This is a genomic window from Clostridium sp. 1001275B_160808_H3, from assembly GCF_015550425.1.
GTDB lineage: Bacteria > Bacillota > Clostridia > Clostridiales > Clostridiaceae > Clostridium.
Genome location: NZ_JADNAT010000029.1, coordinates 1 through 20,356, shown reverse-complemented (window position 1 = coordinate 20,356; position 20,356 = coordinate 1). Strand labels below are relative to the sequence as shown.

Below are 20,356 nucleotides of genomic sequence, written 5' to 3'. Positions count from 1 at the left end.
CTTATATATTACTAATTACAACTCAAACTTTATATTTTATTACTAAACTTAAAATACACCTCAATCATTTTTTCTTGCTTTTCTTTATTTTCTGTAACAATAATTTTATCTACTACTGCCTCTATAAATTCTCTGTCTATTTCTTTAAGCTCTAATATCCGCTTTATTTTATTATTATATATTTCTAAGCTATTATTATTAATACTATTATCAATCATTGTATGCAGTTCTTTATTTCTTTTAATTAGTTTTTCTTGTTTATCTTGAATAACCTTAACCATATTATTAAAATTTCTTTCTGTGATTAAATCTGTTAATTTATCCTCATATAACTTTTGGAATTTATTATCTAATGTGGATAACTCATGTTCAACTGTGAGTAATTCTTTCTCAAAATTATTGTCTATCTTTATATCTTTTATTAGATTATAATATTTGTTTTTATCTATATTTTCATCTATTAACTTTATTAAATTTTCTTTTATGATTTCTATTAAATAATCTTCCTTTACGCTATGAGCTGTACACCTACTCCCACCCTTTTGACTATTTGAACATTTATATCCTTTATATTGTGCTTTATAAGTCATTGAGCCGTTACAATCCCCACATTTTAAAACTCTTGAAAATGGGTGCAAAACCCCATTTTTATATCTATATCCACTACTTCTTTCGCTTAGTAGCCTTTGAACATTATTAAATGTATTCTTGTCTATTATTCCATCGAACTCCCCTCCCCATATCCATTCACTTTCATCTGTAGCCCTAACTTGATTTATTTTATAACTTACCTTTTTCCATCTTTGTTGTGCCATATATCCGCCATACTTAGGATTTTTTAATATAGAAAATATAGTATTGCTATTCCATAACCCAGTCTTTTTATTTTTAAAGTTTTTTAATCTTGCTGATGGTGGCTCTATGCCTTTTTCATTTAAATAATTAGCAATTTTTCCTGCTCCCCATCCACTTATATATAATGTAAAAATTTCTTTTATAACCTCTGTAGCTTCTCCACCTTCTGGTACTAATACTATAGTTTTTTGATTTCCCTCATAGTATTCCTCAAATTTATAGCCATATGGAGGCTTGCTGGCAATAGATGAACCTCTTTGCATTCTTTCTAATAAGGCACTTCTTACTCTTTTACTACAATCCTTAATATACATTTCATTCAAAATATTTTTAAATGGAATGATATCATTAAACTCATTTTCTGTATCTACATTATCTAAAACAGATACAAATCTTACATTATTAACTTTAAAATAATCCTCTAGATAATATCCTGCTAAAACATAATTTCTTGAAAATCTTGATAAATCACGTGTAAGAATCATATTAATCTTTTTATCTTCAATAGCTTGTTTCATCCTAATAAAAGCTTGTCTTTCGAATGTAGATCCAGATGTTCCTTGATCTTCATAAATATCGATTAAATTATATACAGAATTAATATCACTTATTTCTTTTTCTAAAAGCCATTTTTTTAAATTACCAACTTGTGCCGGAATAGATTCACTTTGATCCTTTTTATCTGTTGAAACCCTTGCATATATAGCTACATTCCATATCTTTTTCATTCTATTTATCCACCTCTACTTTATCTTCTAAAGATGGATTTAACTTTTTATCCAAGATAATACTACTATCTCCGTTTTTTATATCATGTGTCACCTGTAATAATTTATTTTTAATTACTTCATAAAGTAATTCCTCCAGGTTTTCATCTCCAAAATAAACTTTATTATTAATATTTACCAAGCCAATCCCTCATAATAATTGTTTATATAGAATTTTATTTATAACATTTTGTGGATATGCTTATATTTTATTTTATTAAAGTAAAAAGGCCGTATCTGGTGATATGATACAGCCTTTTTATAGTGCAATAAAAAAAATTAATATATTATTTTATAAATGGATTTTCTGTTTTATATAGCATTCCTTTAGGTTGATTAAAGCCTATTTCCTTAACTCCTAAGTATCTAAATAAATTATGGATTACCTTACCAAAGTGTCCAAATGCAACTGCTCCATGATGAGGATATCTTCCTTCTATTAACACATGTCTATAGAATCTTCCCATTTCAGGAATTGCAAATATTCCTATTGCCCCAAAAGATCTTGTTGCAACTGGTAATACTTCGCCTTCTGCAACATATGCAGTAAGCTCTGCATCTGCATTACTTTGTAATCTGAAGAAAGTTATTTCTCCTGGAACTATATCTCCTTCAAGAGTTCCTCTTGTAATGTTTGGCTCTTGATTTGGCTCTAAAGCTCTTGCCATAATCATTTGATTTTTCATAGTACAGCTTGTTAATTTGCATGCTGCTGTATTACCACAGTGGAATCCCATAAATGTATCTTTTAATGTATAGTTAAACTTTCCTTTGATATCTGACTCATACATATCTTTTGGAACTGTATTATTAATATCTAGTAAAGTTACAACATCTTGACTTATGCAAGTTCCAATATATTCACTTAATGCTCCATAAATATCAACTTCGCATGATACTGCTATTCCTTTAGCTGTTAATCTGCTATTAACATAGCATGGAACAAATCCAAATTGAGTTTGGAATGATGGCCAGCACTTATTAGCAAATACTACGAATTCTCTTGACCCTTTATGTCCTTCCATCCAATCTAATAATGTAAGTTCATATTGTGCAAGCTTAGGTAAAATACCAGGCATTTTATTTCCTTCGCCTAATTCTTTTTCCATATCTGCAATTACATCTGGAATTCTAGGGTCATCTTTGTGGTCATTAAATGCTGCATATAAATCTAATTCAGAGTTTTCTTCAATTTCTACTCCTAAATTATATAATTGCTTAATTGGTGCATTGCAAGCTAAGAAATCTTGTGGTCTTGGTCCAAAAGAAATTATTTTTAAGTTTTTAAGTCCAATTAAAGCTGTTGCTACTGGAATAAATTCTTCAATCATTTCTGAAACTTCATCTGCTGTTCCTACTGGATATTCTGGAATATATGCATTTACATTTCTAAGTGCTAGATTATAGCTAGCATTTAACATTCCACAATAAGCATCTCCTCTTCCTCCTATTAAGTCATCTCCAGTTTCTTCAGCTGCAGCAACAAACATTACTGGTCCATCAAATTCTTTTGCTAATAATGTTTCTGATGTTTCTGGTCCAAAGTTACCTAAATAAACTACTAAAGCATTTACACCTGCATCCTTTATATCTTTTAATGCTTGTCTCATATGAACTTCATTTTCTACTGTTACTTGACATTCATATATTTCTCCGTTATATGCTTCAACTACAGCTTTTCTACGATTTGCTGATAATTCCATTGGAAAACAATCTCTACTTACTGCTACTATTCCTAGCTTAACCTTTGGTATATTATTCATTTATATCTCCTCCAAATAACTTTTGTAAATTCTAAACATTAAATATTCTTATGAACTGATATATATTTAAATTTATCTATTTTTAATAATGCAATTTATTGATTTCTCAACAACATTTTCTACTGTAAATCCAAATTTCTTAAATAATTCATTTGAATTTCCTGATTCTCCAAAGGTATCAAGGGATATTATATCTCCATCTAACCCTACATACTTGTGCCATCCAAATGAAGTTAAAGCTTCTACTGCTAATCTTGTACGTACTCTATTTGGAAGTACACTTTCTTTATAATCCTTATCTTGAGCATTAAATAATTCAAAACAAGGAATACTTACTACTCTCGCATCAATACCCTGTTCAAAAAGCTTGTCAGCAGCCTTATACACTAATTCCACTTCTGAACCTGATGCCATTAATATAATATCTGGAACTTCTTTTTTAGATTCCTTAATTATATATCCACCTTTTAATGCTCTCTTTGGACACCCTTCATATAGTGGCAACTTTTGTCTTGTTAATACTAATGATGTTGGTGTTTCACCATTAGTTAAAGCATAATACCATGCTGCAGCTGTTTCCTTTGAATCGGCAGGTCTAAACACTGCCATATTTGGCATACTTCTTAGTGCTGCTAATTGTTCTATAGGTTGATGAGTTGGACCATCTTCTCCTACTCCAATACTATCGTGAGTTAAAACGTATGTTACTGGTAGCTTCATTAAAGAAGATAATCTCATTGCCCCCTTCATATAGTCACTGAAAACAAAGAATGTTGAGCAGAATATCTTAAGTCCACCATGAGCATATATACCATTAGATATCGCTGCCATTGCATGTTCTCTTACTCCAAAGTGAAGATTTTGTCCACTTCTATCTTCCGCTGAAAAATCTCCTTTATTGTTCATATAACTCTTATTTGAAGGAGCTAAATCTGCTGATCCCCCAATTAAATTTGGAACAATACTTGCTAATCTATTTATTATAATTCCTGAAGATTCTCTAGTTGCCATTTCTTTATCAAAGCTCCAGAATTCTTCATTATTTAATAATTCATCTTTATCTACTTCATTTTTTATCCACTTAACATATTCATCTGCTAATTCAGGATAAGAATTTTTATATTCATTAAATAACTCATTCCACTTTTCTTCTTTTTCTATTCCTTTATTAATATATTTATTCATATTTTCATATACTTCATCTGGAACATAGAAAGAAGGCTCAAGCTTCCATCCTAGGTTTTCTTTTAATGCTTTGATATTTTCTTCACCTAATGGTTCTCCATGCGCTGATGCTTTTCCTTGCTTTGCAGGACATCCAAAGCCTATTATATTTTTAACTATTATAATAGAAGGTTTTGAAGTTTCTGCTTTTGCTTCATCTATGGCACTTGAAATTGCATCTATATCATTTCCATCTTGAACTTTAATAACTTGCCATCCATATGCTTCATATCTTTTTGCAACATCTTCCCTAAAAGCGATATCAGTATCACCTTCTATTGAAATATTATTTGAATCATAAAGGGCAATTAATTTTCCAAGACCTAATGTTCCAGCTAATGATGAAGCTTCTCCTGAAATTCCTTCCATAAGACAGCCATCACCAACAATTGTATATGTGTAGTGATCAATAATATCAAACTTGTCCTTATTAAACTTTTGTGCTAAATATGCTTCTGCAATAGCCATACCTACAGCATTACATATCCCTTGACCAAGTGGACCTGTTGTTATTTCTACACCTTTTGTATGTTTATACTCAGGATGTCCTGGAGTTAAGCTTCCAACTTGTCTAAAATTTTTGATCTCTTCTATACCTATTCCATATCCAAACAAATGTAATAAGGAATATTCAAGCATTGAACCATGTCCTGCTGATAATATAAATCTATCTCTATTATCCCAATTTGGATTTTTTCCATTGTGATTCATTTTGCTCCATAAAGTAAAGGCCATTGTAGCTGCTCCAAGTGGTAATCCTGGATGGCCAGAATTTGACTTTTGTATTGCATCTGCTGATAAAACTCTTATAGCATTTATTGATAACTTATCTAATTCTCTATTCATATTTCCCTCACTTCCTTATAATCAATATCTTATTTATTTCCAAAAGCTTGTTCCCAATCTGCCTTAAATTTTTCAAGACCTTGATCTGTTAATGGATGCTTTAACATTTGTTTAACTAGTTCATAAGGAACTGTTGCTATATCTGCTCCTGCTCTAGCTGCATCTAAAACATGTATTGGATTTCTTACGCTTGCTGCAATTATTTTTGTATTTATTTGGTGTATGCTAAATATCTCTGAAATATCTCTTATTAAATCCATACCTGTCATTGATATATCATCTAATCTTCCAAGGAATGGACTAACATATGTTGCCCCTGCATTTGCTGCAAGTAAAGCTTGAGTAGCTGAAAATACTAAAGTTACATTAGTTTTTATACCTTCATTGTTTAAAACTTTAGTTGCCTTTAATCCTTCGCCTGTCATAGGAATTTTTACTATCATATTTTTATGGATTTTAGCTATTTCTCTACCTTCTTTTATCATTCCAGCAGCATCTTCACTAACTACTTCCCCACTAATTGGTCCATCTACGATTTCTGTAATTTCCTTTATTACTTCATTAAAATCTCTGCCTTCTTTTGCTATAAGAGATGGGTTTGTTGTTACTCCACAAATAACTCCCATTTCATTTACTTCTCTAATATGACTTACATTTGCTGTATCTAAGAAAAATCTCATTATTACTACCTCTCCTTTTATCTATAAATCTTTTTTATTAGTTATATAGTTGTAAATTTATATATTGTAGTATGTCTATACTCGTCATTTGCCTTAAGTAATGAAGTTTCAAAATTATTATCATTTATAGCATTAGGAACAAATTGCGTTTCTAAGCATACTCCACTTCTTTTTTCATAAGCTACATTATTTTTACCTATTTCAGATCCATCTAGAAAATTACCACTATAGACTTGCACTCCTACATTCGTTGTATACATTTCCATAACTCGTCCACTTACTTCATCAACAAGTTTAGCTGATGAAACCGATAAATCTCCTTTTGAGTTTAGTAACCAATTATGATCGTAGCCTTGTCCAAATTCAATTTGCTCATCTTGATCGTTTATATTTTCTCCTATAGCTTTTAATTCCTTAAAATTCATAGGAGTATTTTCTACACTTCTTATTTCTCCAGTTGGAATTGAATATCTATCATTTACAGTGAAATTATCAGCATTAACCATTAACTTTTGATCTAAAATGTCACCTGAAGAATGTCCTCTAAGATTGAAATATGCATGATTAGTAAGATTAACTACTGTATCTTTATCACTAACAGCTCTATATTCTATCTTTATCTCATTATCTGCTGTAAGAGAATAGAATACATTTACATTTAAGTTTCCTGGATATCCTTCTTCTCCATCTTTACTTAAGTATGACAATTTTAATATATTGTTTTCGTCATCAATTATTTCTGCATCCCATACAACCTTATCAAAACCTTTTCTGCCCCCATGAAGATGATTTACTCCATCGTTTGCTGCTAAAACATACTCTTCATTATTAATTGTAAATCTACTATCTTTTATTCTATTTCCACATCTTCCTATTAAAGCTCCATGAAATTTCTTTCCATTTTCATATCCTTCAATACTGTCATATCCTAAAATAACATCGCTAAAGTTATCATTTTTATCTGGAGCATTAATTTCTACTATAGCTCCACCATAAGTTATTATTTTAACTTCCATTTTATTTTTATTAGTTAAGGTATAGCTTTTTACTTCTATGCCACTTTTTGTTGTTCCAAATGACTGTTCAACTATAGACATATTCTTCCCCCCACTTAATCTTATATTCATATTTATCTTATAATATACCTGATTCATGCTACAAGAAATTACTTATGTTTTTATGGACAATATTTATCCTATTGATTAATTTGAATTTCAATTTATATTTTTATAAAAAAAGAAGGATATACTCCTTCTTTAAAATATTATTAGTTTACATTATTAGAATCATCTACATTAAAATAGGAAACTGTATATTTTACCTTTTCTACTATTGCATCTAACTCCTTTGAAAAATCAGATACCTTTTCTATTTCTTTTATTTGCTCTTGAGTAGCACTTGATACTTCTCTAGTTGTTGCTTCTGTTTCTTCTGATATAGATACTATACTTTCTATTGCAGTCTTTGTAACTTCCTTTGACTCAACTATTCTCTCTATAGATTCAAAGACTTCTTTTAGTTCAATATCAATTTTCCCCATTGAATAGAAGATATCATTAAAAGCTGAACTAGTATTTTTTAAAGCGTCCATTTGTTGTATAATTACGCCCTTTGAATTATTTGCCATATTAGCAACTCCATCTGTTTTCCTTTGAATATTGCTTATTATATTAGATATTCTTATTGAAGATTCCTTTGACTTATTTGCTAAGTTTCTAACTTCATCTGCCACTACTGCAAATCCCTTTCCAGCTTCACCAGCTCTTGCTGCTTCTATTGCTGCATTTAATGACAATAAATTAGTTTGCTCTGATATATCTTTTATTATATCAACTATGTCTTTAATTTCTTTTACTTCATGATTTAAAGCATTTATTTGATTTACAATTTCCAAAGATATTTCATTAGTTTCTCCTGCCCTTAAATTCAATACTTTTACTGTATCTACTGCTCCATTTTGTAAATATTTTGCCTTTTCTAAATGACTTAATACATTGCTTGCTTTTTCATTAACTATATTTATCTCATTTGATAAATTATTCATACAATCTAAGCTTTCAGTTGCACTAGATACTTGTCCAACAGCTCCTGTTTCTATTTCTACCATAGTTGCTGATATTTCTTCTGAAACTGCATATGAATGCTCTGCTGCTATAGAAATTACTTTTGTTCCATTAGATATATTATCAATTAAGCTTTTTATATCTTCTATTAACACGCTTATTTTCTTAAGCATTTCTTTAAATGCACCATTAACTTTTCCTATTTCATCCTTGTAATTATCATTTATATTGATGTGTAAATCTCCGCCTTTAGCCTTATCCATATGATTAATTAAATCTTGCAATGATCTTGAAATACCTCTTGATATTAATATAGAAATAATCATAGCTATTACAAAAGAGATTAAGCCTATTATTATTATATTTATGCTAATCTTATTAGCTTCCTTGTTTAAATAACTATATGGGATAGTAGATAATAAATACCAATCATTAGCTTCTATACTTGCAAAAGATATTAATTGTTTATTATTTGAACCAGAAAATGTTTTTTCTATATTTTCTTCCTTTTCGCCTAGTAGGCTAATTTCTCTGTTAACATCTTCTATAATCTTCTCTTCTTTGTATTTCTGTCCTATGTTAATCTTATCAGTATTCCCTATAATCGTTCCATCTAACCCTACTATTGATACATTATATCCTTCTCCTAAATCTATATCTTTTAGTACATTTGAAAAAATATTAGGGTCTATTTCTTGAATTAATAATCCCATCTTTTTACCATTATTCGGAGAATTTATTGGAGTAATATTATAAATTGAATATACATCATCATTCTTTTGTAAAATCCACTTTTGATCATTGATCTCATTTTCTTTCAAATAATCTAACATACTTATTGCAGTATTTCCTAAGCTATTGTTCTCACTATCTAAAATACTTATATTTTCTAAGTTTTTATTTGCTAGAGCTCTAATTCTCATTAATTTAGATAAAGATATAGTCATTTGATATTTTTCATTATAATCCATATTCTTACTATTCATTAAGTAATTTTGAATGTCTGGCTCCATAGATAATGATTTAGCTAAATCTGAATGTTTATCCATTTCATTTGAAATATTTCTCTTAATTTGCGAAGTAATTTGCGAAGAAAACTTCTTACTTTTCTGATTAATGGCATCTCTATATTGAAACAAAGATGTTATACCTATAAACAACAATATAGAAAGTATCAAAAATCCATAAAAGAATATTAACCTATATTTTATGCTAATGTTTCTTGATAAGTTATAAAGATTGTTTAATTTGAACTTTTTTGTTTTTAAACTATCTTTATTTTTATCAAATAGCTTTAGTATTTTCTTTTTCATATTTTTCTCCTTATACCTATATAGTAATAAACAGCCCCTTATTAATCGTTTTCAAAAAAGATTGCATTTACTTTTATCATTATTCTCATAATACTATACTCTTTTTCAATCAAACAAGAAATTAATTATCTATATATAGACATATTTTGTCATTTTATTCTTTCTAATACTTTATCTTATTTCGTTTATACCGTAATGGCGTCATACCTTTTACTTCCATAAATCTTTTTATAAAATAATCCGTATTGCTATATCCAACCATTGTTGCTATTTCATATACTTTTTTATTTGTATTAAGTAATAAATAAACCGCTTTTTCTATTCTAAATTCATTTAAATAATCCTTGAAGCTTTTATTATATTTTTTTAAAAACAATTGTCCTAGATATGCGCTATTAATGTAATATTTTTCACTTATTGATTTTAAACTTAGCTTGTCCATATAATTTTCAGCTACTTCTTTTATTACATAATTTAATACATTATCACTTATATTTTCTTTAATCTTTTTTAAATACCCTGATAATTCAAGTAAAAAACCTTTCAAGTATCTATTACTTCCTCTTCTCATTAAATTCTCATGTAAATCATAAGTAATAAACTCAATGATTTTGTTATTATTACATTCTAAATCTAAATCCTTAATAAGCATAATTATTCTATATGTTAAATAGTTAAAATCCATTTTTATAAATTCCAATGATACTGAATTAGTTTTAAAACTATCATATAGCAAATCTATATTTTCTATTATTTTCTCTTCATTATTTTCTTGAACTTGCTCTATTAATTCATCAATATATATTTTGCCTAATTTATATGAAGAATTGTTTTCATTAACTATATTATCATAATAATTTAAATCAGATGAATTTACTAAAAGTCTTAATATTTCTGCTGATTTATAAGATAATATTATATCTCTATTATTATTTACCTCTTTTCCTATATAAATATGAACCTTATGATTAATTTTTTGTTCTATACTTTCCTTTAAAAAATTTATATAATCCTCTTCGTTTTCTCCATTCATTTCCATTATTTTTTTATTATATACAAACGATATATCGTATCCACTTTTTTGCTCTATCAATTTAAAACTAATATAATACTCATCTTCATTTACTATATCACTTATTATATTATTTAAATTACATTCCATTAGTTTCTTTTTATTGAGTGAAGCATCCTCAATATTGTAAACTTCAAACTCTATTATTAAACATCTAAACTTCAACTTTTTTCCTAAAGTATTTCCCATAAAACTCTCTTTATATCCTACTAACTCTTCCACCCAATCTTTCTCCTTACTTTTTAACCATACTATTTCTATAATCCTTTATAGATAATCCACTATATTTCTTAAACCAATTACTAAAATAATTAGGATCATCAAAACCTAACTTTTTCGAAATTTCATAAGCTTTAATATTGGGGTTTTCTAGCATTTTTAAAGCTATTTCCATTTTTGTTTTTATTATATATTCACCAAAATTCTCATTAGTCTTTTCCTTAAAAATCCTACTTAAATAAGATGAATTTATATAAAAATGTTGTGCTACACTTTTTAATGATAAATCTTTATTAGATATATTTTTTATTATATATTTTTTTATTTGGTTAATATTAACGCACTTATCGCTTTCACATTCTTCTAATTCTATTATTTCTGTAAGATCTCCAATAGTTTCTTTAATACTTTTTACTTCATTAATTTCTGCTTTTTCTTTTTCTATTTTTTCTTTTAACCTTAAAACTGCCTCTTTTAATTCTTCGTCATCTATAGGCTTTAATATAAAATCACTTATTCCTAATCTTATACTTCTTTTTGCATATTCAAATTTATCATATCCAGTTATTATTATTATTCTAATTTCTGGATATTTTTCTAAAAGATGCTGGCTCATGTCTAATCCATTAGTCAATGGCATATTTATATCAGTTAAGACTATATCAGGTTTATTTTTTTCAATTAATTTTAAGCACTCATGTGCATTAGAAGCTTCTCCAACTATTTCAATATCTATTTCATCCCAATCTATACAATTACGTATAAGATTTCTTATTAAATACTCATCATCAACAATGATTATCTTTGTTTTCAATAGAATCCCCCTTCTTCTATATAAGTTTTTTTTTGGGGATTTTTATAGTTATTTTAGTCCCTATACCAACTTTACTTTCAACTACAAATTTAAATTTCTCCCCATAGAAAATTCTTAATCTCTCTTTAGTTGCCCTTAACCCAACTCCAATTCCTTCATTATCATAAATATTCTTTATTTTATTCTCATCAATTCCTAATCCATTATCCTCAACACTTAAAAAAATACTTTCATCATCGTGATATGTTGAAATTATTATCTTTCCCTTTTCATTTTTATTTCTTATTCCATGATAAATAGAGTTTTCAACTAATGGCTGTAAAACTAGTTTTATTATTTTATATTCATTACATGAATCATCTAAATTATATTCAACTTCTAATAAATCTCTATATCTCATTTCTTGAATTATTAGATAATTTCTTATTGTATCAACTTCTTCTTTTATACTTATTAGATTTTTTCCTCCATTTAAACTTACTCTATAAAATTTCCCTAAGGATTTTATCATTTTATATATCTTCTTATTTTCTCCTGATAATGCAAGTGAATTAATAGAATCTAAGGTATTATATAAAAAGTGAGGTTTAATTTGAGACATTAATAAATCTAATTCTATTTGTCTCTTTTTCTCTTCATTTTCTTTTATCTTTTTCATAAGTTCTTGAATTTCTATAATAAGGCAGTTGTACCTATTTTTCATTTGTCCAATTTCATCATTATAAGTTTTTATATTTACTATATTGAATTTTCCGTCTCCTACATCATTCATAGATTCACAAAGTTTATTTATAGGTCCTGTAATGAATTTTGATATTACCATAGATCCAAGGAATATTAGCACAAAATTTATTAATATAAAATATAGTAATATATATTTTACATATTTATTCTGCTCTAATAATTTACTGTACGAGGAAATTGATACTATATTCCAATTAATCCCCTCTACTGGAACACTTGATAAAATATAATTATTTTTTTCTATGTTCTTAGTTATAGTTCCATTTTTAATGCAATAATCTATATCTTCCTCCAACTGACTTAAAACATCTATATTACTAGGTCTTGTTATAAAATCATTTTCATTATTTTTAATTAATAGTTTTGTTGAATATTTATTTTCTAAATTTGTTCCCAAATCAAAGAACATATCTTCATCTATATTTATAATCATTATTCCTATTGGTTTTTGAGTATTTATGTCATTAATTATCCTAATAAATGACACATAATTTCTGTCTACCTCATCTATCAAGCCACCACAATTGTATTTTAAGATGTAGTCTCCATTTTTATTAATTAACTCTTCATACCAATTTGAATGTTTTATATCATTTAAATTTAATGTCTTATATGAATAGTTATCAGAATAATATTTACTTCCTTCATAATCTAATATATATATTGATGATATATTTGATTGAAAGTTAGTAAATTGAATTAAGTATTTATTAACTTCATTTTTTAGTGAGTTATCCTTTTCTTGATATGGATTTAGAATGTTTTGAATTTGATATGAAGATATTATCATTTTGGAAACATTGTTAGTATTTCCGATTATTATATTCATATTAGATTTTGCACTTTCTAAAACCTCTAAAGAGCTTTGTTCTAATTTTTCTAGCGTATATCTAGTATTTATTTTTTCATAAACTATAGTTATAAATAGAATGGAAATTACAAAAACCATAGAAAAATAAATAACTATTTTTTTCATAATACTTAAATTTAAATAATTATCTTTTATGGAACTAATTTTAAACTTATTAAGCATATTTTTATCCTCGTTTTAAATTACTCATAATATTTGAAAACTCTTCAGGGTTTATTTTGCCATTTATTAAATCATATACTAAACTTTTATGAACATTTCCCTTTTCTTCTCCTAAATAAATATCCCAATATAAAAAGTAATTTGAGTTATCTGTCAAATCTTCTAATTCTTTATTTAAATTGTTTACGTCTTCATACTCTTTAGCTTCATTCCAAGCAGGCAATCCAGCTCCAAACTCAAAAAATTCTCTTGATACTCTTTGGCATATAAATTCAATTGCTTCAACTGCCTCATCTTTATATTTAGAATCATTGCTTATCATCAAATAGTCTGTTGGTCCTCCTAAAAAGTCATTTTGCTTAGAATTAGAATCCTTCCCTGGAAAATTACCTATAATAATATCATCTTTTACTATTGAATTTTCTAAATCTCCTATAAACCAATTTCCAGTATAGTACATAGCTACTTCTCCATTTTTGAATTTCATTTCTAATTCATCTCGTGTTAAATCTAAATTATTTTGACTAAATGCTCCAGCCTGAACTAACTCTCTCATTTTATAAGCAGTCTTTAATAATAACTTGTAATTATTCCCTTCTAGTGCTTCTTTTACACCATCAACTCCTCCATCTTGAAGAGCTAGAATATCATAATACATCATACCTGTCCAATTATCCATTCCAGAAGCTCCAAGTGGAATTATCCCTATGCTTGAAAATGTTTTAATAACTTGTAATAATTCATCATAATTTCTAGGTATATCAAGGTTATTCTCTTCAAATAGCTTTTTATTATAATAAAAGGTTCCTGTTGAAATTGTAATAGGTAGTCCATAAATTTTCCCATTGTACTCTATATTATCAAACATATTTTCCTTTACATTACTTTTTGTTTCATTATCTATATATTCATCTAGGCTTAAAATTTTTCCAGACTTAATAAATGGTTCACTAAATCCATTTCCCCAAGAAAAAAATATATCTGGTAATTCATTGGTTGCAACTGCTGTTTTTATTTTGGTTTTGTATTTTTCATTTTCTACTATTTCAGATTTAATTTGTATATGCGGATTATTCTTATTCCATTCCTCAATTACACCTTCTACTATACTACCGTTAGTATTATCAGATTTTTGTGTCCATATATGCCACATTGTTAACGTAATAGTTTCCTCTGTATCATTAACTTTCTTTTCTGTGCAACCATACATATTAACCATCAAAACTATAATTATATAAATTATGGATACCTTTTTCATAAAACATACTCCTCCACTTTTTATAAACAACCTTAATCTTGGAATAAATGAAATAATACTTTTATTATATTATACTACAATCAACATGACTTAAATTATTACAAATTCTATTTTCTAATATTGAACTATAGGATTCGTTAATTAGTCCTTAGCTTATTTCATCAAATCTATTAATTAAAAATACAATAAATCCATCACATTTTTTTAATTTATGATGGATTATTGTTTCTTACTCTTATGTCAATAATATTTTATTCAGTTTGTTCATCAGAGAATTGTTTTTGCTTTTCTGTTCCATAATTAATTATTTCATTTGCTTCTATCCATTTAACTTTTATTGGATAATTTTCTTCAACTTTTTCACCTTTTATTTGCTTATCTAAAACATCAATTACTGTTTTTCCTATCTCATATGAATCTTGGTCAACTATACCAGTTATTAATTTACTTTCTATACCATTTTCCCATGTAGCTGTGTAGTCAAATCCAAAGTGTTGTATTTTTCCGCCTTTACCTTGTGATTTTATAGCTTCCATAACTCCTGTATCTGGACCTTCTGAACCTAATGAGAATACAGCTACCATATCTGGATTAGCAACTATTTGACCTTCTAATTGTTGCTTTGAAACTGAAGACTGATCGTTATCTTGAACAGCTTCTAACCATTGGAAGTTTTTAGCACTATCTCCCATTACTTTTTCAAATCCCTTTTTAATACCTTCTTGTCTATAAGTCATTGTTGTTTGTGTTAAGTTTGTTGATACAAGTGCTATTTTACCACTTGTAACACCTTGCTCTTTTAATTTTTCTGCTCCCTTTTCACCTAATTGTTCTCCTGCTAACTTATTATCAGTACCTACATAAGCTATTCTATTATCAGCTGTTTTTACATCAGCATCAAAAGTTACTACTGGAATTCCAGCATCCTTAGCTTCTCTTACCTTGTTATCAAACATGTCTGGATCCATTGGAGCAATAGCTATACCTGCAACATTTTTTCTTATTGCTTCATCTACAAACCCGATATGTCTTTCATTCTTTTGTGCTTCACTTGGTGGAGTTGTTTTTACTACTAATTCATACCCTAAAGCTGTTGCTTCAAGTTCTGCAGCTTTTCTTATTGGTGACCAATATGCTCCTGTATCATTTATTGGAATATAATATATTACCTTTTTATCCTTTGAATCACCATCTGCTACTTTTCCATCTCCACTTCCTGCTCCACAACCTGTTAATGCTGTTAGCATACATACTGTTGATAATAATGCTATTATCTTCTTCTTCATAATTAATACCTCCCAAATTTTAATGTTTTTAAGTTTTCAGTAAATTTATTTTCTATTTTGCCTTCTTCTTTAAGCTTCCTTTTCTTCTATAGAAGTCAACAACTATAGCCACTATGATTATTGCTCCAGTAACAGCTTGTTGTATAAATGAGTTTACACCTAAAATTGATAATCCATTTTGGAATACTTGAATAGTAAATATCCCTACTATTGCACCACCTATGCTACCAATACCGCCGCCAAATGCAACTCCACCCATTATAGAACCAGCCATCGCATATAATTCAGGTCCATTTATTTCACTTGGTGCACCTACATTGATATTTGACATTAATAATATCCCTGCTACTGCTGCTAAAAGTCCTTCAACTACATAAACTTTAATTATGTGCTTATTAACATTTATTCCTGATAATCTACTTGCTTCTCTATTGGAACCAACTGAGTAACAATATCTTCCATATCTTGTATTTTTCATAATGAACATAATTACTAAGAATATTAAGAAGAATATAACTGTGTTAGCATGAATTAATGGAGTTCCTATTTTTGTATTTGATATTTTATAAAACCATTCAGGTAACCCTTTGATGTAAATACCATTTGTTAAAAATAGTATTATTCCACGTATTAAATAGCTTGTACCCAAAGTAAGTATAAATGAATCTAATTTAAAACTAGTTATTAAAACACCATTAAGGCATCCCCATAATGCACCTACAATTAAAGCTGCTAATATTGAAATTATTGGATTAAATCCATTTACTGCTAGATATACTGCTACACATCCTGAGAAAGCAGCATTTGCTCCCATAGACAAATCAACATTTCCTGTTATTAAAATCATTGCATATGCTACTGTTAATATACCTACTGTTGGTATTTGTCTAAAGAAGTTTGAAATATTAGCCACACCTAAAAAGTCTGAACTAATTATTGAAAATGATATAATAAGAACTACTAATACTAAATATATTGAATATTTTACTGCCAAGCCTTTTAAATCTAGCTTGTTCTTTTTAGCTGTTAATTTATTTTCCATAACCTTTTCACTCATATTAATTAATACCTCCAAGTGTAGCTAATTTCATAATTTCCTCTTGAGTAGCTTCTTCCCTAGTAAGCTCACCAGTTACTTTTCCTTCACACATAACATATATTCTGTCTGACATTCCTAGTAATTCTGGTAATTCAGAAGATATTATGATTACTATTTTTCCATTTCTCACTAAATCATTCATTATTTCATATATTTCAGCCTTTGTACCTACATCTATCCCCTTAGTTGGTTCATCAAATATAAATACTTGTGAATCAGAATTTAACCATTTAGCTAAAACTACCTTTTGTTGATTCCCTCCTGAAAGAGTTCCTGCTGTAACATCGATATTAGCTAATTTTATTTGTATTGCATTTCGGAATCTTTCTCCAATTTGTTTTAATTCTTTATGATTTAATAAAAATGACTTTAAATTAGTTATTGTTATATTATCAACAACACTCATTTGTAATGATAAACCTTGGCTTTTTCTATCTTCAGTTAATAAGCATATTCCATTTTTAATTGCATCTATTGGAGCATTTATCTTTATATCCTTACCATTCATTTTTATTTTTCCATTCATAATTGGATCTGCACCAAAAACTAATCTCATTAATTCAGTTCTACCAGCTCCAACTAGCCCAGCAATACCTAAAATTTCTCCTTTTCTAGCTTTAAAGCTTACATTCTTTACTTTTCCATTAAAATCACATAAATCTTCCGCTTCTAAAACATATTCTTTGGCTTCGAAAATTTCTTTAGGAAATAATTCTGTTATATTTCTTCCAACCATCATATTTATAAGCTGACTTTCTTCTATTCCCTGCATTTCACACTCATTTATATAAGCCCCATCTCTTAAGACTGTAGCTCTATCACATATTTCAAATACTTCCTTTAATCTGTGTGATATATAAATAATTGCAACTCCCTCACTTTTTAAAGCTTTTATTACTTTAAATAAGTTTTCAACGTCCTTTTCTGATAAAGATGTTGATGGTTCATCAAATATTATTAATCTTGCATCCAAACTTATTGCCTTTGCAATTTCTATCATTTGCTTTTTTGCAGTAGGTAATTTTTCTACTAAATCAGTAGATTTAATGTCAACCTCTAATCTTTTAAGAATTTTTTCTGTATCTGAGTGTAATTTATCAAAATCTATTATTTTCAATAATTTATTTTTATAAGGCAATCTTCCCATATAAATATTTTCAGCAACTGTTAGAGTTTCTGATAAATTTAATTCTTGATGAACAAAGCCTATCCCTATTTCTTTAGCCTTTTCTGGAGTTATTACTCCATAGCTAACTCCATCAACAAGAATTTCCCCTTCATCTTGCTCATGAACTCCACCAAGTATCTTCATTAATGTTGATTTACCTGCACCATTTTCTCCTAATAATGCATGTACTTCACCTTTTCTTATTTTTAATTGTGCTCCTTTAAGTGCATACACTCCTGGAAAACTTTTATGGATATTTTTCATTTCTAAAAGCACATTACTCAAGTTATAATCCCCCCTCTTTCATTAATCGTTTTCAATACTTATATTACAATATTGTAAACATTTATAATATGAAATATCTTTACTTAATTCTTTGATATTTTTACCTTTTAAAACATCTTGTGTAAAATAAAATAAGGTGGATTCTAACTGAATCCACCTTGTTAATTGATTGATATAATCATTAATTATTTAAATGTATTTCTTTTTCTAGTGGCTCTACGCCTACTAGCTCAATACTTCTTGTATCTGGTTGAGATATGCCAACGAATAATTTAAATCTTTTGCTATCTAGAATTCTATTACCTTCATCATTTACAACTTCGAATTCTTTTCTTCTTAATTCAAAGTTTACAGTTTTACTTTCACCTTTTCTTAAATTTACACGCTTAAATCCAATTAGGCTATGATTTAATACTGCATATTTAGATTCTAAATCCTTTAAATAGCATTGAACTACTTCATCAGTATCATATTCGCCTATATTTTTGATATCTATACTTACTTTCACATTTTCAAAATCATTATTAATTTCTTCTATATTTAAATTGCTTAGTTCTACCTTTGAATAAGTTAAGCCATATCCAAATGGATATAAAACTTCTGATTCAACATATCTGTATGTTCTTCCCTTCATTGAGTAGTCAGTGAAATCTGGAAGATCATCTGTGTTTTTATAGAATGTTAATGGTAATTTTCCACTTGGTGAATATTCTCCAAATAATAAATCTGCTACTGCAGTTCCTCCATGACTTCCTGGATACCATGCTTGTAATATTGCAGCACATTTTTCTTCTAATCCATTAAGTGTAAGAGCACTTCCTGAACCTAAAACTACTATAACAGGCTTATTAGTACTTAAAACACTCTTAAGTAAAATTTGTTGGCTTTTTGGTAAATCAAGGCTTTCCTTATCTCCTGCTGCTTCACTATTTCCAGTATCACCTTGTTCCCCTTCAATTGTAGAGTCTAATCCTAAACACAATACTACTACATCTGATCTTTCTGCTACTGAAACTGCTTCGTCTATTCTATCATTAGACTGAGCTAAATTTTCTACTCTATCTTTATATAAATGACATCCTTCTGAATAGTACACTCTTGTACCCTTATCTACAGCTTCTTGTATTCCTTCAAGTATAGTTGTGTACTTAGATGCTGTTCCTGAATAATTTCCCTTAAGCATTATTTGACTATCAGCATTTGGTCCTATTACTGCAATAGATTTTAGTTTTGACTTATCTATTGGTAAGAGTCCATTATTTTTAAGTAATACCATTGATTTTCTTGATACTTCTAGTGAAAGATCATTATGCTCTTCACAATCATTTACTTCATATGGTATATCATTAAATTCACAGTTTTCATCAAACATTCCAAGTCTTATTCTTGTTGCCATTAATCTTTCTGCCGCTGTTGTTATATCTTCTTCTGTCACCAATCCTTCTTTATATGCTAGTAACATTTGAAGATATATATTTCCACAGTTTAAATCACATCCATTTTTTATAGCCAATGCTGCTGATTGTGTAGCAGTACTTGTTACTTGATGGTGTAAATGGAAATCTGCTAGTGCCCAACAATCAGAAACTACATGTCCTTTAAAATTCCATTTTCCTCTTAATATATCCTTTAATAAAGTTTTACTTCCACAGCAAGGTTCTCCATTAGTACGATTGTAAGCTCCCATTACAGATTCAACATCAGCTTCTTTTACTGCTTCTTCAAATGCTGGTAAATAAGTTTCATATAAATCCTTTTCATTTACTACTGCATCAAATTCATGTCTTAAACCTTCTGGACCACTATGAACAGCAAAGTGTTTTGCACATGCTGCTGTCTTTAAATATTTTCCATCTCCTTGAAGTCC

General features: G+C 28.2%; 15 protein-coding genes. All 15 read right to left on the bottom strand.

Annotated features, from left to right (window positions below; translation table 11 throughout):
• Positions 1-29: 29 nt before the first annotated feature.
• Complete coding sequence (locus I2A75_RS16200; RefSeq protein WP_195266516.1) at positions 30-1,583, bottom strand: recombinase family protein; 1,554 nt, start codon at positions 1,581-1,583, stop codon at positions 30-32.
• Between the two features lies 1 nt (position 1,584).
• Positions 1,585-1,764 carry a hypothetical protein gene (locus I2A75_RS16195; protein ID WP_195266514.1) on the bottom strand — a complete coding sequence of 60 codons (180 nt, stop codon included), beginning with the start codon at positions 1,762-1,764 and terminating at the stop codon, positions 1,585-1,587.
• Positions 1,765-1,909: 145 nt separating this feature from the next.
• Positions 1,910-3,385, bottom strand: a complete 1,476-nt coding sequence (locus I2A75_RS16190) for an L-fucose/L-arabinose isomerase family protein (RefSeq protein WP_195266512.1) — start codon at positions 3,383-3,385, stop codon at positions 1,910-1,912.
• Positions 3,386-3,457: 72 nt separating this feature from the next.
• A complete protein-coding gene (gene tkt / locus I2A75_RS16185; RefSeq protein WP_195266510.1) occupies positions 3,458-5,455 on the bottom strand; it encodes a transketolase in 1,998 nt (665 codons plus the stop codon).
• 29 nt (positions 5,456-5,484) lie between these two features.
• Positions 5,485-6,135, bottom strand: a complete 651-nt coding sequence (gene fsa, locus I2A75_RS16180) for a fructose-6-phosphate aldolase (protein WP_195266508.1) — start codon at positions 6,133-6,135, stop codon at positions 5,485-5,487.
• Positions 6,136-6,176: 41 nt separating this feature from the next.
• Complete coding sequence (locus I2A75_RS16175; RefSeq protein ID WP_195266506.1) at positions 6,177-7,232, bottom strand: aldose epimerase family protein; 1,056 nt, start codon at positions 7,230-7,232, stop codon at positions 6,177-6,179.
• Positions 7,233-7,402: 170 nt separating this feature from the next.
• Entirely contained in the window at positions 7,403-9,511 is a 2,109-nt protein-coding gene (locus tag I2A75_RS16170) for a methyl-accepting chemotaxis protein (RefSeq protein WP_195266504.1), read from the bottom strand.
• 163 nt (positions 9,512-9,674) lie between these two features.
• Positions 9,675-10,805, bottom strand: a complete 1,131-nt coding sequence (locus I2A75_RS18220) for a helix-turn-helix transcriptional regulator (protein WP_195266502.1) — start codon at positions 10,803-10,805, stop codon at positions 9,675-9,677.
• Between the two features lie 13 nt (positions 10,806-10,818).
• A complete protein-coding gene (locus tag I2A75_RS16160; protein WP_207733851.1) occupies positions 10,819-11,616 on the bottom strand; it encodes a response regulator in 798 nt (265 codons plus the stop codon).
• 16 nt (positions 11,617-11,632) lie between these two features.
• Positions 11,633-13,393, bottom strand: a complete 1,761-nt coding sequence (locus I2A75_RS16155) for a histidine kinase (protein WP_195266500.1) — start codon at positions 13,391-13,393, stop codon at positions 11,633-11,635.
• Positions 13,394-13,397: 4 nt separating this feature from the next.
• Positions 13,398-14,651, bottom strand: coding sequence for an extracellular solute-binding protein (locus tag I2A75_RS16150; RefSeq protein WP_195266498.1), 1,254 nt, complete (start codon positions 14,649-14,651; stop codon positions 13,398-13,400).
• 251 nt (positions 14,652-14,902) lie between these two features.
• A complete protein-coding gene (locus I2A75_RS16145) occupies positions 14,903-15,937 on the bottom strand; it encodes a sugar ABC transporter substrate-binding protein (RefSeq protein WP_195266496.1) in 1,035 nt (344 codons plus the stop codon).
• A gap of 52 nt (positions 15,938-15,989) precedes the next feature.
• Positions 15,990-16,994, bottom strand: coding sequence for an ABC transporter permease (locus I2A75_RS16140; protein ID WP_207733850.1), 1,005 nt, complete (start codon positions 16,992-16,994; stop codon positions 15,990-15,992).
• Between the two features lies 1 nt (position 16,995).
• Entirely contained in the window at positions 16,996-18,489 is a 1,494-nt protein-coding gene (locus I2A75_RS16135; protein ID WP_195266494.1) for a sugar ABC transporter ATP-binding protein, read from the bottom strand.
• A 181-nt stretch (positions 18,490-18,670) separates the two neighbouring features.
• Positions 18,671-20,356: glycoside hydrolase family 3 C-terminal domain-containing protein (locus tag I2A75_RS16130; protein ID WP_195266492.1), on the bottom strand; the 1,686-nt coding region annotated here is incomplete at its 5' end.

Excerpts from the sequence above, each read along its gene's own strand:
- I2A75_RS16200 (WP_195266516.1), bottom strand. The coding sequence starts at position 1,583 with ATGAAAAAGATATGGAATGTAGCTATATATGCAAGGGTTTCAACAGAT.
- I2A75_RS16190 (WP_195266512.1), bottom strand. The coding sequence starts at position 3,385 with ATGAATAATATACCAAAGGTTAAGCTAGGAATAGTAGCAGTAAGTAGA.
- tkt (WP_195266510.1), bottom strand. The coding sequence starts at position 5,455 with ATGAATAGAGAATTAGATAAGTTATCAATAAATGCTATAAGAGTTTTA.
- fsa (WP_195266508.1), bottom strand. The coding sequence starts at position 6,135 with ATGAGATTTTTCTTAGATACAGCAAATGTAAGTCATATTAGAGAAGTA.
- I2A75_RS16175 (WP_195266506.1), bottom strand. The coding sequence starts at position 7,232 with ATGTCTATAGTTGAACAGTCATTTGGAACAACAAAAAGTGGCATAGAA.
- I2A75_RS16170 (WP_195266504.1), bottom strand. The coding sequence starts at position 9,511 with ATGAAAAAGAAAATACTAAAGCTATTTGATAAAAATAAAGATAGTTTA.
- I2A75_RS16155 (WP_195266500.1), bottom strand. The coding sequence starts at position 13,393 with ATGCTTAATAAGTTTAAAATTAGTTCCATAAAAGATAATTATTTAAAT.
- I2A75_RS16150 (WP_195266498.1), bottom strand. The coding sequence starts at position 14,651 with ATGAAAAAGGTATCCATAATTTATATAATTATAGTTTTGATGGTTAAT.
- I2A75_RS16145 (WP_195266496.1), bottom strand. The coding sequence starts at position 15,937 with ATGAAGAAGAAGATAATAGCATTATTATCAACAGTATGTATGCTAACA.
- I2A75_RS16140 (WP_207733850.1), bottom strand. The coding sequence starts at position 16,994 with ATGAGTGAAAAGGTTATGGAAAATAAATTAACAGCTAAAAAGAACAAG.